Source organism: Pseudomonas sp. Au-Pse12 (assembly GCF_021341665.1).
Classification (GTDB): domain Bacteria; phylum Pseudomonadota; class Gammaproteobacteria; order Pseudomonadales; family Pseudomonadaceae; genus Aquipseudomonas.
On record NZ_JAJTTH010000008.1, the window covers coordinates 37,276 to 52,736 of the forward strand.

Annotated in this window: 14 protein-coding genes; 4 read left to right on the forward strand and 10 right to left on the reverse strand. The window is 65.1% G+C overall.

Annotated elements, in window-relative coordinates:
• Positions 1-651: 651 nt before the first annotated feature.
• Positions 652-1,218, reverse strand: coding sequence for a cysteine hydrolase family protein (locus LXM55_RS21925; RefSeq protein WP_233322289.1), 567 nt, complete (start codon positions 1,216-1,218; stop codon positions 652-654).
• A 159-nt stretch (positions 1,219-1,377) separates the two neighbouring features.
• Between LXM55_RS21925 and LXM55_RS21930 the strand changes: the two genes are divergently transcribed.
• Complete coding sequence (locus tag LXM55_RS21930; protein ID WP_267924536.1) at positions 1,378-2,319, forward strand: GlxA family transcriptional regulator; 942 nt, start codon at positions 1,378-1,380, stop codon at positions 2,317-2,319.
• A gap of 27 nt (positions 2,320-2,346) precedes the next feature.
• On the opposite strand, the gene LXM55_RS21935 is transcribed toward LXM55_RS21930, so the two are convergent.
• Positions 2,347-6,633, reverse strand: a complete 4,287-nt coding sequence (locus tag LXM55_RS21935; RefSeq protein WP_233322291.1) for a DEAD/DEAH box helicase — start codon at positions 6,631-6,633, stop codon at positions 2,347-2,349.
• Positions 6,634-6,823: 190 nt separating this feature from the next.
• Here LXM55_RS21935 and LXM55_RS21940 point away from each other — a divergent pair, with 190 nt between their 5' ends.
• Together LXM55_RS21940 and LXM55_RS21945 are read left to right on the forward strand one after the other, a co-directional pair.
• Positions 6,824-7,708, forward strand: a complete 885-nt coding sequence (locus LXM55_RS21940) for a sugar nucleotide-binding protein (RefSeq protein WP_233322292.1) — start codon at positions 6,824-6,826, stop codon at positions 7,706-7,708.
• Positions 7,701-8,630 (forward strand): NAD-dependent epimerase/dehydratase family protein, encoded by a 930-nt coding sequence (locus LXM55_RS21945; protein WP_233322293.1) that lies wholly within the window; start codon positions 7,701-7,703, stop codon positions 8,628-8,630. The genes LXM55_RS21940 and LXM55_RS21945 overlap by 8 nt, the downstream gene beginning before the upstream one ends.
• 58 nt (positions 8,631-8,688) lie before the next feature.
• Here LXM55_RS21945 and LXM55_RS21950 read toward each other — a convergent pair whose 3' ends face one another.
• From LXM55_RS21950 to LXM55_RS21970, 5 genes are all read right to left on the reverse strand, one after another.
• Positions 8,689-9,387 (reverse strand): OmpW/AlkL family protein, encoded by a 699-nt coding sequence (locus LXM55_RS21950; RefSeq protein WP_233322294.1) that lies wholly within the window; start codon positions 9,385-9,387, stop codon positions 8,689-8,691.
• A gap of 179 nt (positions 9,388-9,566) precedes the next feature.
• A complete protein-coding gene (locus tag LXM55_RS21955) occupies positions 9,567-10,088 on the reverse strand; it encodes a DUF3299 domain-containing protein (RefSeq protein WP_233322519.1) in 522 nt (173 codons plus the stop codon).
• 25 nt (positions 10,089-10,113) lie between these two features.
• Positions 10,114-11,379, reverse strand: coding sequence for an ABC transporter permease (locus LXM55_RS21960; protein ID WP_233322295.1), 1,266 nt, complete (start codon positions 11,377-11,379; stop codon positions 10,114-10,116).
• A gap of 1 nt (position 11,380) precedes the next feature.
• Entirely contained in the window at positions 11,381-12,091 is a 711-nt protein-coding gene (locus LXM55_RS21965; protein ID WP_233322296.1) for an ABC transporter ATP-binding protein, read from the reverse strand.
• Positions 12,092-12,149: 58 nt separating this feature from the next.
• Positions 12,150-12,767: a DUF2796 domain-containing protein gene (locus tag LXM55_RS21970; protein ID WP_233322297.1), complete on the reverse strand. Its 618-nt coding sequence runs from the start codon at positions 12,765-12,767 to the stop codon at positions 12,150-12,152.
• 134 nt (positions 12,768-12,901) lie between these two features.
• Between LXM55_RS21970 and LXM55_RS21975 the strand changes: the two genes are divergently transcribed.
• Entirely contained in the window at positions 12,902-13,255 is a 354-nt protein-coding gene (locus LXM55_RS21975; RefSeq protein WP_233322298.1) for a hypothetical protein, read from the forward strand.
• Between the two features lie 92 nt (positions 13,256-13,347).
• Here LXM55_RS21975 and trxA read toward each other — a convergent pair whose 3' ends face one another.
• The 3 genes from trxA to LXM55_RS21990 all read right to left on the reverse strand — a co-directional run bounded on the left by trxA (position 13,348) and on the right by LXM55_RS21990 (position 15,394).
• On the reverse strand, positions 13,348-14,220 hold the full coding sequence (gene trxA, locus LXM55_RS21980; protein ID WP_233322299.1) for a thioredoxin: 873 nt from the start codon (positions 14,218-14,220) through the stop codon (positions 13,348-13,350).
• Positions 14,221-14,282: 62 nt separating this feature from the next.
• Complete coding sequence (locus LXM55_RS21985; protein ID WP_233322300.1) at positions 14,283-14,939, reverse strand: class I SAM-dependent methyltransferase; 657 nt, start codon at positions 14,937-14,939, stop codon at positions 14,283-14,285.
• Positions 14,936-15,394 carry a hypothetical protein gene (locus tag LXM55_RS21990; RefSeq protein ID WP_233322301.1) on the reverse strand — a complete coding sequence of 153 codons (459 nt, stop codon included), beginning with the start codon at positions 15,392-15,394 and terminating at the stop codon, positions 14,936-14,938. Before LXM55_RS21990 ends, LXM55_RS21985 begins: the two co-directional genes overlap by 4 nt.
• Between the last annotated feature and the right edge of the window lie 67 nt (positions 15,395-15,461).

The following is a 15,461-nucleotide window of genomic DNA, read 5'->3' on the forward strand; positions in this document are numbered from 1 at the left end:
ATTGTTATTGAGGTTCTGGCGGCTGAATAACTCTTCAGTGGCGAGTAGCTATCAACTTAGTCAAGGTCAAGGGTTTTGCAAGTAAGTTCAATCAACAAGCCTGTCGGGCAATGCTGTGCCAGCTGGAAAAAGTGCGGGATTAATCAGGGGGGATCTGGGCGTCGCACTGGAGACGCTTTGCCGGGGTGCGGCGCCGCTCAATGGAATCGGGGGGGAGTGCGAAGGAGGTGGGATTTTATTCGCGTTCGCTATAAATATTATGAACTTTTGAAATATAAAAGAATGCCATCTAGTAGAGGTGGATCAAGTGTTTTGCAAGGGCTGTATTTATGCGCGTTGGTGGAATCTTGTAAATGTTTCAAATCAGGTTTTGAAATAACGGATTAACGCTTGATTTCTATTGGTCAGCTATTTAGTGGTTTGCTTATTAGTCGGCGGTTATTTGCCTGGATAAATAACATTCGCCCGAGTAGTTGGCTTGGTTTTACTTGTTTCGGTAGCGAGAAGCATTCGCATTGTCTGTGATTAAGTTGCCAGGCCTGTAACTTTCGGCACCTTCTGTAATAACCCGCGAGCCAACAAGGGCGAACTAATTCCCGTCAATGCCCGGCATGAAGTTGCGGTGAGCCACGGCTCACCGCGCTCCGGGTTTCAAGCCGAAGTGGCCTGTCCGGTTGTCAGAAACTGCTCGGTGGAGAGGACGCTGGCGTAGGCGAACGCCAGCGCCGCCATCGCTGTGCTGTGTACCTGGGCGGCGGCAATGCGCTGGCCATTGAACTCCAGGTCGAGGGTGGCGCAGGCATCGTGGATCACCTTCACCGGGTAGCCCAGGTCGGCGGCGGCCCGGGCGGTGCCCTCCACGCACATATGGCTCATGTTGCCGACGATCACCAGCTCCTCGATGCCCTGCTGCACCAGGACCGATTGCAGTTCGGTGTCGCGGAACGAGTTGACGAAGTGCTTGAGCACCACCGGCTCATCGGCGCGGTTCAGCACCTTGGGGTGCAACTGTGCGCCGGGGGAGCCGGGGGTGAAGAAGGGCGCGTCGTCGGAGGTGAATTCGTGGCGGACGTGCACCACCGGCTCGGCGTTCTGGCGAAATGCCTGGATCAGCCTGGCGGCGTTGTCCGCTGCGGCGTCGACGCCGATCAGTGGCCACTTGCCGCCGGCGAAGTAGTCGTTCTGGATATCGATTACGATGAGCGCCTGTCTGGCCATGGGAAGTACCTGCGAGTGAGTGGATAACGTGGGGGCCAGTATCGCCACCGGCCGTTCCTTGGGGGATTGGCCGCACCGACATTAACCGGGGGAAAACTGACAGTGGGCATTCAAGGCACGCGCGCCGAATTGGGGGTACTGCTCTATCCCGGTGTGCAGATGGCGGCCGTACACGGCCTGACCGACTTGTTCGAGGTGGCCAATCGCGTTGCTGGCGAACAGCCGCAAGCGCAGTTGCCGCTGTTGCGCGTCAGCCATTGGCAGGCGACGGATGAACAGCCTCCGGTGCGGGTCTACGACAGCCTGGCCGGCGCCCCCGAGGGCTTGCTGGGCGTCTTGATTCCACCTTCGCTGGCGGGGTTTTCAAGCCATCAATCATCACCCGCCTTGATGAGTTGGCTACGCCAGCAGCACGCCGCCGGGGCCACCCTGGGCGGGGTCTGCGTGGGCTCGATCCTGCTGGCCGAAAGCGGCCTGCTCGATGGCCGCAGCGCCACCACTCACTGGACTTCGGCCCAGGCATTCGCCAAGCGTTATCCACAGGTGCGGCTTGAGGCCGACCAGCCCATCGTCGATGACGGCGACCTGATCACCACCGCCGGGCTGATGGCCTGGGCCGAGCTCGGGCTGCGCCTGGTGAACCGCTTGCTGGGGCCGAGCATCGCCAGTGCCACCGCGCGTTTCCTGGTGATGGAGCACAGCGCCAGCGCCAGCCAGTGCGGCAGCAATTTCGCGCCGATCCTCAGCCATGGCGATGGGGCGATTCTCAAGCTCCAGCACTGGTTGCAGGCCAATGGCGCGGTGGACGTGTCGCTGGCGGTGATGGCGCAGCAGGCCGGGCTTGAAGAACGCACCCTGCTACGGCGCTTCCGGGCGGCCACTGGCCTGAAACCGACCCAGTACTGCCAGCACCTGCGGGTGGGCAAGGCTCGGGAGTTGCTGGAATTCACCAACGGCACCATTGATCACATCGCCTGGACCGTGGGCTATCAGGACCCCGCGACCTTTCGCAGCCTGTTCCGGAAAATCACCGGGTTGGCGCCCAGCGAATACCGCAATCGTTTCGGTGCCACTCCCGCGGCGGCTAGCCGGGCACAGTAACGCCGGGCGCCGGCGGGGTGGGAAGGGTCAGTGCTGGATGAGTTTGTTGCGCAGCGCCTGGGTGGCCTGAGTGTCCAGCTCCAGCCACAGGTGCTGGGTGCCGGCGATGTCGGCCGCGGCGGGCAGGCCGTCGCGGTACACCAGGCGGTTGCCGCTCAGGGCCGGAACCTTGGGCCCGGGCAGCAGGGTGCCGGCAAGGTTCAGCGGGTCGACGCCGCACACCGCGATCAGGCTGCCGTCGAGGGGGCGGCGGCGTACTTCGCGCAGCAGCGGGATGGCTTCCGGCAGGGCGAATTGTTCGCCAGCCAGACCGCTGACGAAGCGCCCGCCACGGATCTCTCCCCGCGCTTCCAGGCGATGGAAGGTGCGCAGCAAATCGCGCCAGCTGGGCAGCCAGTCGGCCTCGCGTTCCAGCAGGCGCCAGAACACCACGCCATAGCGTCGCAACAAGGTCATGGCCACGTGTTCCAGGGTGGCGCTGGAGTCTTCGCTCGTGGTGCGGCGCAGCAAGGCCCAGCGCCCGGCATCGTCCATGCCGCCGACAAAGGCGCCGCGCCCGCGTCGGCTGCTGCGGTTCTGGCGTTTGCTGGCCGGGGTGATCAGGGCCCGCAGCCCGGCGAAGCTGTCGGCGTTCACTCGCCCGGCTCCCACCAGTTCCTGCAGCACCGTTTCCAATTCGCTGCGCAGCAGGTGCGCTTCATGCAGCAGTTCATCGAAAAACAGTGCGCCCTGCTCGCTGAGCACGGCATGGACCTTCTGCGCCTTGGGTGACAGCTCGCAACGTTCGGGCGGGCAGGTCAGGGTGCTCCAGAGCGCCGCCCGGGCCCGGGGCAGCAAGACGATGGGGGTACTGCGCAAGGCGCTGCTGACGCTTTTGCCACTGCTGTTGATCCGACTCCAGACCACCTTGCCACTGCGGCACAGCTCATCCAGCCAGTTGGCGGAGTAATCCTTCAGGCGCGCCGGCAGCAGGTCGCTGTCCCAGGCCGAGGCCGCCGCGGGGTAGCCTTCGAACTGCGCGACCACCTTGGCCAGCATGGCGCTGCCCTGGCCCTGGGTGCCCGGAGACAGGTGCTGCCAGTCGAACAGAAAGCGCATGAAGTCCTGCAGGGCCACCGGTTCGATTTCCCGGCGCAGGCGTTTCACCGTGTAGCGATGGATCCGCGCCAGCAGGTGCCGCTCGCACCATTGTTCTTCAAGGCCTGCGGGGCTGAAGCGGCCCCGCAGTACATAGCCTTCGCTCTCCAGCTGGATCAGCGCCTGATGGATGCTCGCCGCGGGCAGCCCCAGGGGCGCGGCGATCTGCGCCAGGGTCAAGGGCGCGAAGCCGCTGAGGCGCGCGCGAAGCAGTTCCACCAGCGCCGCTTGCGCCTCCCAGGCTTGGTCAAAGCCGGGCACCGGCAGCAATGCGGGTTGCAAGGCGGCCTGGGGATACAGCGCCCGCAGGCAACTGATGCGCTCCAGCGCCAGCCACAAGCCGCCATCGGGCCCGGCCTGCAAGCGGCAGGCGCGGCCCTGGGTGGCGAGGGTTTGCAACCAGCCCGGCCAATGAGCGTTGGCCTGCGCCTCGGCCGCGCTGATACAGGCCAGGCTCATCAGCGCTTCATGCATTTCATCGGCATTGGCCGGTGCTGGCCAGGCCTCGCTGGCGACCGCGGCAATCGCTTCGGCATCCAGGGCGCCGAGGTCATCGGCGGCTTGCGGGTCGCTCCAGCGCCGGGCCAGCACCGCCTGGGTGCGGCGTTCCTCCAGCGGTGCGTCATCGAGAAAGGTGTAGGGCTTGGCGCTGAGAATTTCCGCCGCCAGGGGCGAGGGCGCCGGCAGATCGCGGCTGAGCAGGCGTACCTGGCCCTGCTCCATGCGCCGCAGCAGGTGCAGCCAGCCTTCGCTGTCCATGGCTTCGTGCAGGCAGTCGTCTAGGGTCTGCTGCACCAGCGGGTGATCGGGAATCTCGCGCTCGCCGGCGAGGTTTTCCAGGCAGGCGATCTGGTCGGGAAACACGCTGGCGATCAGGTCTTCGCTTTTCATCCGCTGGATCTGCGGCGGGACTTTGCGCCCGCCGCTGTAGCGCGGCAGGGCCAGGGCCACGCCGGCGTTCCAGCGCCAGCGCACGCCGAACAGCGGGGCGTCCAGCAATGCCTGGATCAGGATGTGTTCGGCGCTGTTGCTGTGCAGGTAACGCCAGACGTCGTCCAGGGCGAAGCTGTGGCTGGTGGACAGCGACAGGACGATCGCGTCTTCGCTGGCGGCGGCCTGCAGCTCGAAATTGAAGGTACGGCAGAAGCGCTTGCGCAGGGCCAGGCCCCAGGCGCGGTTGATGCGGCTGCCGAAGGGGCTGTGGATCACCAGCTGGGTGCCGCCGGACTCGTCGAAGAACCGCTCCATGATCAGCGTGTCCTGGGACGGCAAGGCGCCCAGGGCCAGGCGCGCGGGCGCCAGGTAGTCCACCAGTTGCTCGGCACTGGCCAGGTTCAGCCCCAGTTCGTCGTGCAGCCAGTGGATGGCCGCGTGCGGTTGCCCGGGCGTGGCGCCGAGCCGTTCGTCCAGCTGGGCCAGCAGGCGCGCCACGGCGCTGGACAGTTCGGCGCTGCGCCCCGGGGCCTCGCCGAGCCAGAAGGGGATGTTCGGTGGCTGGCCCTGGGCGTCTTCGACCCGCACCTTGCCGGTTTCCACCCGCAGGATGCGATAGGAGGTGTTGCCCAGCTGGAACACGTCGCCGGCGATGCTTTCCACGGCGAAGTCTTCGTTGACGCTGCCGATGTTCAGGCCTTGGGGTTCCAGCAGCACGCTGTAGTCGGCGTTGTCGGGAATGGTCCCGCCGCTGGTCACGGCGGTCAGCTTGGCCCCCCGCCGCCCACGCAGGCTGCGGGTCTGGGCATCGCGGTGCAAGTAGGCGCTGCGCAGGCCCTGGCGCCCGTTGAAGCCCTCGGCGAGCATCTGCAGCAGCGCCTGGTAGTGGGCCTGATCCAGATCGGCGTAGGGCGTGGCGCGGCGCAGCATCTGCAGCAAGGCGGCTTCCGACCATTCCTGGCAACTGACTTCGGCGACGATCTGCTGGGCCAGCACATCCAGCGGTGCATGGGGGATCAGCAGGCTGTCCAGTTCGCCCCTGCGCACGCAGTCGAGCAGGGCGGCGCATTCGATCAGGTCGTCGCGGGTCAGGGCGAACAGCCGGCCCTTGGGCGTGCCACCGACCTGATGGCCGGAGCGGCCGACCCGTTGCAGAAAGGCCGAGATCGAGCGCGGCGAGCCGATCTGGCACACCAGGTCGACCTCGCCGATATCGATCCCCAGTTCCAGGGACGCGGTGGCGATCAGCACTTGCAGGTCGCCGGCCTTGAGCCGTTGTTCGGCGTCCAGGCGCTGTTCCTTGGCCAGGCTGCCGTGGTGCGCGGCCACCGCCTGCTTGCCCAGGCGCTCGCTCAGGTGCCGGGCCAGGCGTTCGGCCAGGCGCCGGGTGTTGACGAAAATCAGCGTGGTGCGGTGTTCCCGGGCCAGATCGGCGAGGCGTTCGTACACCCGTTCCCAAACGTCATTGGCCATCACCGCCGACAACGGCACCGGCGGCACTTCGATGTCCAGGTCACGGGGGCGGGCATGGCCGATGTCGACGATTTCGCAGGGGCGGTCGTGGCCCACCAGAAAGCGCGACACGGCATCGATGGGCTTCTGCGTGGCCGACAGGCCGATGCGCAGCAAGGGTTCGGCGCACAGGGCCTGCAAACGCTCCAGGCTCAGGGCCAGGTGGCTGCCGCGCTTGCTGCCGGCCAGGGCGTGGATTTCGTCGACGATCACGCTGCGGGTGCTGGCCAGCATGCTGCGGCCGGAATCCGAACCCAGCAGCACGTAGAGGGATTCCGGGGTGGTGACGAGGATCTGCGGCGCATTCTTGCGCATGGCGTTGCGGTCTTTCTGCGGCGTGTCGCCGGTGCGCACCGCGGTGCTGATCGACAGTTCCGGCAAGCCCATCCGGCGCAATTGCTCGGTGATGCCGGCCAGCGGTTGCTGCAGGTTGATCTGGATGTCGTTGCTCAGGGCCTTGAGCGGCGAGACATACACCACCAGGGTGGCGTCCGGCAGTTGGCCGCCGGCGGCCAGCCCCTGGCGCACCAGGTCATCGATCACCGCGAGAAAGGCGGTCAGGGTCTTGCCCGAGCCGGTGGGCGCGGCGATCAGGGTCGAGCGGCGCTGGGCGATCAGCGGCCAGGCGCGAGCCTGGGCCGTGGTCACGGCGGCAAAAGTGCGCTTGAACCAGGTGCTGACGGCGGGGTGGAAGCCGTCCAGCACCGCGTTCATGGATTGGGCGAGGTTCATGGAGGGATTTATGCGGCCGCACCTGGCAACTTGCAAGCACCGTTGATTCCACGGCCGCTTCGACACTTTCTCAGTGACGCTTGCGCCACAAACCCGCAAAATGCAACGATTCCGGCAATTCTCGACGGCCAGACCCACGGGATTGGCCGACCCCAACCATCGTTCTGAACAGACTGGGCCTGCTGACTCTATGCGAATGCGCCTTATGTTACTGGGCGGCGGAAATGCCCTTGGGCAGGCGCTGATTCGCCTCGGTGCGGAGGAAGACATCGGTTTCCTCGCCCCCCGTCCGCCGCAAGACGGCTGGGATGCCGCGAGCCTCACGCAACTGCTCGACGACACCCGCCCGGATGCCTTGATCAACCTGGCTTACTACTTCGACTGGTTTCAGGCGGAGACCGTGAGCGAGGCGCGCTTGAGCGGCCAGGAACGGGCGGTCGAGCGGCTGGCGGAGCTTTGCCAGCATCACAACATCATCCTGCTGCAACCTTCGAGCTACCGGGTCTTCGATGGCTCGCGCGCTACCGCCTACAGCGAAAAGGACGAGCCGGTGCCTCTGGGCCTGCGCGGCCAGGCGCTGTGGCGGGTCGAGCAAAGTGTGCGCGCCACTTGCCCGCAACACGTGCTGGTGCGTTTCGGCTGGCTGCTGGACGACAGCCCGGATGGCATTCTCGGGCGTTTCCTGGCCCGCGCCGAAGCCCCCGATGAACTGTTGATGGCGGATGACCGGCGGGGCAATCCGACCCCGGTGGACGACGCCGCGCGGGTGATCATCTCGGTGCTCAAGCAACTCGATTGCGCCGCGCCGCTGTGGGGCACTTACCACTACGCCGGCCAGGAAGCGACCACCCCTCTGGCCCTCGGCCAGGCAGTGCTGAGCGAAGCCCGGCAACTGCACCCGCTGGCCATCGAGGCGCCGACCGCCCAGGCCCATGCCGCCTGTGCCGATGCCGCCGAGGAACCGCAGCACGCGGTACTGGCCTGCAAGAAAATCCTTCACACCTTCGGGATCAAGCCGCGCGCCTGGCGTGCCGCGCTCCCGGCTTTACTGGATAGGTTTTATCGTCATGGCTGATGGCCCTGTATTGATCACCGGCGGCGCCGGTTTCATTGGTTCGCACCTAGCCGATGCGTTGCTCGCCAAGGGGTACTCGGTGCGGGTGCTGGACGACTTGTCCACCGGCAAGCCGAGCAACCTGCCACTGGATAACCCACGGCTCGAACTGATCGAGGGCGATGTTGCCGACGCGGCCCTGGTGAGCCGGGTGATGCAGGGGTGCTGCGCAGTGGCGCACCTGGCGGCGGTGGCGTCGGTGCAAGCCTCGGTGGATGACCCGGTACAGACTCACCAGAGCAACTTCATCGGCACCCTGAACGTCTGCGAAGCGATGCGCGAGCATGGCGTCAAGCGGGTGCTGTTCGCTTCCAGTGCCGCGGTTTATGGCAACAACGGCGAAGGCCAGTCCATCGATGAAGACACGGCCAAGGCGCCGTTGACGCCTTACGCCTCGGACAAGCTGGCCAGCGAGCATTACCTGGATTTCTACCGGCGCCAACATGGGCTGGAGCCGGCGATCTTTCGTTTCTTCAACATCTTCGGCCCGCGCCAGGATCCATCGTCGCCCTATTCCGGGGTGATCAGCATCTTCAGCGAACGGGCCCAGCAGGGCCTGCCAATCACCGTGTTCGGCGATGGCGAGCAGACCCGGGACTTCGTCTACGTCGGCGACCTGGTGCAAGTGCTGGTGCAGGCCATCGACGCGCCGCAACTGGAAGTGGGGGCGGTCAACGTCGGCCTGAACCAGGCCACCACCCTCAAGCAGATGCTCGCGGCCCTGGCCGAGGTGGTCGGGGATCTGCCACCCATCAGCTACGGCCCTGCCCGGGCTGGGGATATCCGTCATTCGCGGGCCAATAACCAGCGCCTGCTGCAACGCTTCACGTTCCCCGAACCGACCCCGATGAGTGTCGGCCTTGCCCGCTTGATGGGCCGCTGAGGGGTATTGCAGGCATGAAAAAGGCGCCTGCAAGGCGCCTTTTTTATCGCTGGCGGGGTTAGAACTTGTAACCCAGGCCAACCATGTAGACCATCGGGTCCACGTCGACGTTGACCTTGGCGCGAGTGCCAGGGGCCACGCTGTTGTTGTCCACGTAGGCGGTGGTGTTGATGTCGATGTAACGCACTTGGGCGTTGAGCATCAGCTTGTCGGTCAGCATGTAGTCAGCACCCACCTGCCAGGCCAGGCCCCAGGAGTTCTTGGCGCGGAAGTTGTCGAAACCGGCTGCGCTGGCGCGGCTGCCGACGTGTTCGTCGTAGATCCAGGTGTAGTTGATACCGGCGCCGACATAGGGTTGGAACACCGACTTGGAGTCCAGCGGGTAGTAGACCACGCTCAGGGTTGGCGGCAGGTGCTTGAGGGTACCGAGCTTGCCGTTGGCCGGTGCCAGGGCGGTGTTCTTGAGTTTTACATCGTGCTCGAACGGGGTGGCGGCCAGCAGTTCGATACCGATGTTGTTGGTGAGCATGTAGGCGAAGTTCAGACCCAGCTGAGTGTCGCTGCTCATGGTGGCCTTGCCACCCAGGTTGGTGCCTGCTACTGGGCCACGGTCCACTTTGACGCTGCCGCTGTCGGCTTTCGGGTTTACGGTGATGGCACCGGCGCGGACGAGAATGTCGCCAGCTTCGTGGGCGTTGGCAATCGGGGCGGCGAGTGCGAGCGCGATCAGGGAAGCGCTAAGCAGAGACTTGTGCATGGGAGCTCCAAAGGACGATTCAAATTGGCTATGTCCAATGGTAAGGATCGTCAAGTTGACCGCCTTGACTCAGCTCAATGAAATGGCGAACCCCGGTGGCAGCGCTGAACTATTCTTTTGTTCTGCACTCTTTTGCCCTCGCCCCTGTAGACGCCGGCTTGCTGGCGCTGCTGCCTCGCTTACTCCTGCAACTCGTAGACGTAGATCTTCTGCGCCGCCATCTGGTAGCCGGCGTCCGCCAGTTCGCTGGTGGAGGGCTTGACCTGCATGGCGCCTTCGATCCAGTACGGCTGGTACAGCTCATCGAGTTTCACCCCGACTTCGCTGGTGACGTGGACGATCTGGTTCGACGGCGGTGGCGGCACATGGATGCAGGCGCCGAAGTAGGGCACCAGCAGGAAGTCGGTGGTGCGGCCCGCTTCATTCACTTCCAGGGGCACGATGTAGCCGGGCAGGCGCACCGACTGGCCGTCGAGGCTCTTCACCACCGGCGCGTTGGGCAGGTCCTGCTTGGCCGCGGGGGCCGATTCGGCGGCCAGCGCATCGCTCATCTGCGACAGGTCGTGCAGCGGCTTCATGTTCGGCACTTCCGGCGGCGCGTCCGGCGGGATCATTTCCGACCAGGTCAGGTCCTTTGGCGCGCCCGCCGCCCACAGCGGCGAGCTGAACAACAGCGACAGGGCAAGCAGGGTGCGCAGCAAGCGTTGGGTCTTCATAAACCAGGGCTCATAAACGAATCGACAGGCCATCGGCCAGGGATTGCCGGTAGGCGCGCCAGGCCGGCACGCTGCCCATCAGCAGCGCGGCGATCAGGATACCGCCCAGCAGCGTCCACTCATACTGGCTGGGCCAGGACAGGGGCAGGTACAGGCCGTAGCTGGATTGCACGTAGCCCTGGGCCAGGGCGATGCCCAGGTACAGCAGGCCAAGCCCGGCCAGCACCCCGAACAGCGCCAGGGCGAAGGCTTCGAGGATCAGCAGGGTCGCGATGTGCCAGGGGCGTGCGCCCACCGAACGCAGGATGGCCATCTCCCGACGCCGTTCGTTGAGGCTGGTGAGGATCGCCGTGAGCATGCCGATCAGGCCGGTGAGAACCACGAACAGCGAGACCACGAACAGCGCCTTCTCGGCGGTGCCCATCAGGCTCCAGAGCTCCTGCAGGGCCACGCCGGGCAGGATCGCCAGCATCGGTTCGCCGCGGAATTCGTTGATCTCGCGCTGCAGGGCAAAGGTCGAGATCTTGCTGTTGAGGCCGAGCATGAAGGCGGTGATGGCCTGGGGCGTCAGGTCCATGTTGCGCGCCTGGTCGGCGCTGATGCGTCCCTCGCCGCGGGCCGGCACGCCGTTGTGCCAGTCGATGTGGATCGCTTCCATGCCGCCCAGGCTGATGTGCAGCGTGCGGTCCACCGGCGTGCCGGTGCGCTTGAGAATGCCGACCACGGTGAAGGGCTTGTCGTCATGCTTGACCAGGCTGATGGCTGCAACGCCGTGGGCCAGCACCAGTGGGTCCCCCAGTTTGTAGTGCAGGGCATCGGCGACTTCGGCCCCCAGCACCACCTCGAAAGGATCGTTGGCGAAGGCCCGGCCCACGGCCAGTTGCAGGCTCTGCTGATGACCGTACTGGTAGTGCTGGAAGTAGGCCTCGGTGGTGCCCATGACCCGGTAGCCGCGATGGGAGTCGCCCAGCGAAATCGGGATCGCCCACTTCACCTTCGGGTTGTTGGCGAAGTGCTCGAAGCTGTCCCAGCGGATGTTGTTGGTGGCGTTGCCGATGCGGAACACCGAGTACAGCAGCAGGTTCACCGAGCCGGAACGGGCACCGACGATCAGGTCGGTGCCGCTGATGGTGCTGGCGAAGCTGGCCCGGGCTTCGGTGCGTACCCGTTCCACCGCCAGCAGCAGGCAGACCGAGAGGGCAATGGCGAACGCGGTGAGGATCGCGGTGAAGCGGCGGTTAGCCAGGCTGGCCATGGCTAGACGGAACAGATACATCTCAGACCTCTGCGGGCTTGGCGGCGCGATTGAGTTCGGCCAGCGACAGGTTGCGATCGAACAGCGCAGCCAGGCTCTGGTCATGACTGACGAACAGCAGGCTGGACCCGGCTTCACGGCATTCGGCGAACAGCAGTTGGAGGAAGGCCTCGCGGGCGTCGTAGTCCAGCGCGGAGGTTGGCTCATCGGCGATCACCAGCTCCGGCTGGCCGATCAGCGCCCGCGCCGCGGCCACCCGCTGCTGCTGGCCGATGGACAGTGAATCGGCGCGGCGGCCGAGCAGGTCGGGGTCTTTCAGGCCCAGGTGGGCCAGCAAGGTGGCGGCGGCCTGGTCGACGCTGCCGTGGCGTTGCACGGCGCGAGCGGCCCGCAGTTTGGAAAAGTGGCAGGGCAGTTCAACGTTCTCGCGCACCGAGAGAAACGGCAGCAGGTTGAACTGCTGGAAGATGTAGCCGGTGTGATCGACGCGAAAGCGGTCACGGGCGCCGGCCGAGAGTTCGGTCAGTTCCTGGCCCAGCAGGCGAATGCTGCCCTGGTTGGGTTTCTGGACCCCGCCCAGCAGGCCCAGCAGGGTGGTCTTGCCGCTGCCGCTGGGGCCCTTGAGGAACAGGGTCTCGCCGGCTTCGAGGCGGAAGCTCGGGATATCCAGCAACGGTGGATGACCGGGCCAGTTGAAGCCCAGGTTGGACAGTTCGATAAGTGCTTGGGTCATGGTGGGCCGGTCATCGAAAAAGTGTTGTAGCCGCCCGGAGCGGCTACAGGGTTGGCGCTCAGAACTTCAGGGTTGCGGCCTTGGCGCTGGCTTCGACGCCTTGCTGGCCACTTGGCGAAATGAGTTGTACCTGAATTTTCTGGGTGGCGGGGAAGGTCTTGAAGACTTGCCCCAGATCGAGGGTCTTCAGGGCGTCCGGCTTGGCACAGGTGAACTGGTAGTGGGCGTGGATCTCGCTGTGCTCATGGTGATGCTCGTGGCCGTTGGCGCCCTTGGCCTCTTCGTCGTGGTCGTCGTGGTCGTCGTCATCGTGATCATCGGCATCGGGCTTGTCACCGAACAGCGGGCTGTGCAGTTCCTGCTTGGCTACCACGCACGCGGCAGCCTTGGGCAGGCTGAACAGCGCCAGGGGTTGTTCCAGCTGGGCACGGGCGGCCGCTACCTTGGCCTTGTCGGCGTCGGTGCTGGGGGCGTGCTCGAAGCCCACCAGGTTCATCGCCGGGCTTTCCAGCTCCAGCTCCAGGGCCTGGCCGTCGAGCACCGCGTTCAGGCGCCCGACTCCATGTTCGTGGGCGCCGAGGCTGCCGTGTTCATGCTCGTGGTCATGGGCTTGCGCGGCCTGGACGGCGGCCAGTGGCAACAGGGCGAATGGCAGGGCGAGTAGCAGACGACGCATGGCAAGTCTCCGGAGCGAAGATGAAATAAATGTTATGTGATCTTATAACAATCGGCCGCTGAGTTTGACCGCCTGCTTGGCGTTGCGCAAGACGCGTGGGAGCATGCTTGTCAGAAAAAAACGGGAGCATGGCAATGTTGCGGATTCGTGGAAGCATCGGCGACTGGCCGGTGGATTTGACCCTGGAACTGGACGAAGGCGATTGGGCGCAACTGGGCGCGCAGCTGGGTGCGCAGCTGCAAGCGGCCAAGCCTGAAGCAGCGGCGTCGGCGGCCAAGCCGGCCAGCCAGGACGATGCCCTGTGGCAGGCCGCCAAGGACCTGTTGCGCAAGGCGGGCCAGATCAGCGGGCCGCAGTTGCTGGAGCAGTTGGAAGGGCTGACCGGTAGCGCGGCGGCGGGCAAGCGATTGCTGGTGCGCTTGCGCCACTGTGCCGAGGTCAAGGTGGTCAGCGGCGCCGATACGCCGCTCTACAGCTGGGTGCAGTGAACCTGTAGGGGCCAGCTTGCTGGCGAAAGGGCTCTGTCTGTCAGAACGCCTTCGCTGGCAAGCCCGCTCCTACACAGGCTGGTGCGTCAGGCTCAGTACAGCGCGGCGAACAACTTGCGGCGGTAGGCCGTTACCAGGGAATGGTCGTTGCCCAGCAGGTCGAACACCTGCAGCAGGGTCTTGTGGGCGATGCCTTCGCTGTAGCTGCGGTTGCGCATGAACAGCTTGAGCAAGGCTTCCAGCGCCGCTTCATATTGCTGGCGTGCCAGTTGCTGGATCGCCAGTTGGTACAGCGCTTCATCGTCTTGCGGGTCCTTGGCCAGGCGCGCCTTGAGCTCGGCGGCATCCGGCAGGTTCGCGGCCTGCTTGAGGAAGGTGATCTGCGCCTTGGCCCCGGCCAGGGCGGCCTTGTGCTCATCGCTCTTGACCGCGTCGAGCACGGTCTGGGCTTCGCCCAGCTCGCCACGTTCGGCCAGGCAGCGGGCGTAGAGGATCAGTGCCTTGGCGTTGCTGTTGTCTTCGCCCAGCAGCACCTTGAGGACGGCTTCGGCATCGCCGATACGGCCTTCGCCAAACAGCGCTTCGGCCTGTTCCAGCGGGTCGGCGGCGGGCGGTGGCGGCATCTGCACATGAGGCTCGAGCATGGCCCGTACGGCCGACTCCGGTTGCGCGCCGGCAAAGCCGTCCACCGGCTGGCCGTCCTTGAACAGCACCACGGTCGGCAGGCTGCGAATGCCGAAGCGGGCGACGATGTCCTGCTCGACATCGCAGTTGACCTTGGCCAGCAGCAACTCGCCCTGATAGCTCTCGGCGATCTGTTGCAGCATTGGCATCAGCGCCTTGCAGGGCGCGCACCATTCGGCCCAGAAGTCCACCAGGACCGGTTTGTGAAAGGAATTCTCGATCACCGACTGGTCGAAATCAGCGGTGCGGGCGTCGAAGATGTACGGCGTTTCCTGACTCATGGGGTATCTCGAATAAGCGGGAATGGAACCACTATAAAGGCTGGCCGGGAGGCTGAAAATCGCTATTGCCGCTGCGCGTGATACAGGCTCACGTTGCGAAATTCCCAGGGCTCGGCCAGGTCGGGCAGAGTGAAGGCATTGAGCATTTCCAGGCGCTGATACAGCGGATGCTGGAAGTCCCGGACCCGGGAATCCGCCACCAGGGCCTGGCGGCCACGGCTGAGGAACTGGTCCAGTAGCGGCAGGTTGGCCCGGTCATAGAGCACGTCCGCCACCAGGATCAGGTCGAAGCGATCGGCCTCGGCGAAAAAATCCGTGGAATAGCTGAGCTCGACGCCATTGAGTTCGGCGTTCGCCCGGCAGGCGGCAATGGCCAGCGGGTCCAGGTCACAAGCCACCACTTCCAGGGCTCCGGCTTTGGCTGCGGCAATCGCCGCCACGCCGGAACCGGCACCGAAATCCAGCACCCGCTTGCCCTGCACCCAATGCGGCTGCTCGGCCAGATAGCGCGCCAGGGCCAGGCCGCTGGCCCAGCAGAAGCTCCAGTAGGGCGGCTCGTGGAGAATGCGTCGGGTTTCTTCCAGGGTGAAGGCGCGGTCCATGTTCTGGGCATCGATCAGCCAGAGTTTCAGCGTGGTCTCGGGCAGCTCGCAGGCCACCAGTCGCGCGTCCCCCAGCAGTTCGCTGAGGGCGCCTTGCAGGTCGAGCGGAACATTCATGGGGCTTTGACGAATTGCAGTTGTCCTAGGGACTGGGTGGTGGGCTGGTCGATGCGTTGCGCAGGCAGGTGCAGGATCAACTGGCCGGACTGGCTGGCACGGCCACGCAGCTCGACCCGGGCGCCGGCCGGGAAGGCCTCGGCGGCAAAGCGCAGGCGGAACGGCAAGGCCTGGTTGCTGCCGCTCAGGTTGCTGCTGGCCAGCAGGCGTTGCGGGCGACCGCGTTCATCGATCACCAGCAGCGCCAGTTCGACGTCGGCGCCGGCCGGCACGCCTTCCAGGGTGCCGCTCAATTCGCGCTGGTAGGCGGGCAGGGGGCCGAGATCGGCAGGCGGCTGGTTTTTTTTCACGGCCTGTTGCTGTGAAGTGGAGGGAGCCGCAGGTTTCGGGGCATCGCTGCTGCAAGCGACCAGCAGGCTGACGAGACTGAGCAAAACGAGCGGTCTGAGCGGCATCTGAAGCTCCAACAAGACGAATTTCCATGTGCGAAACATAATAGTCGGTCTGTATACCGTAAAGGCT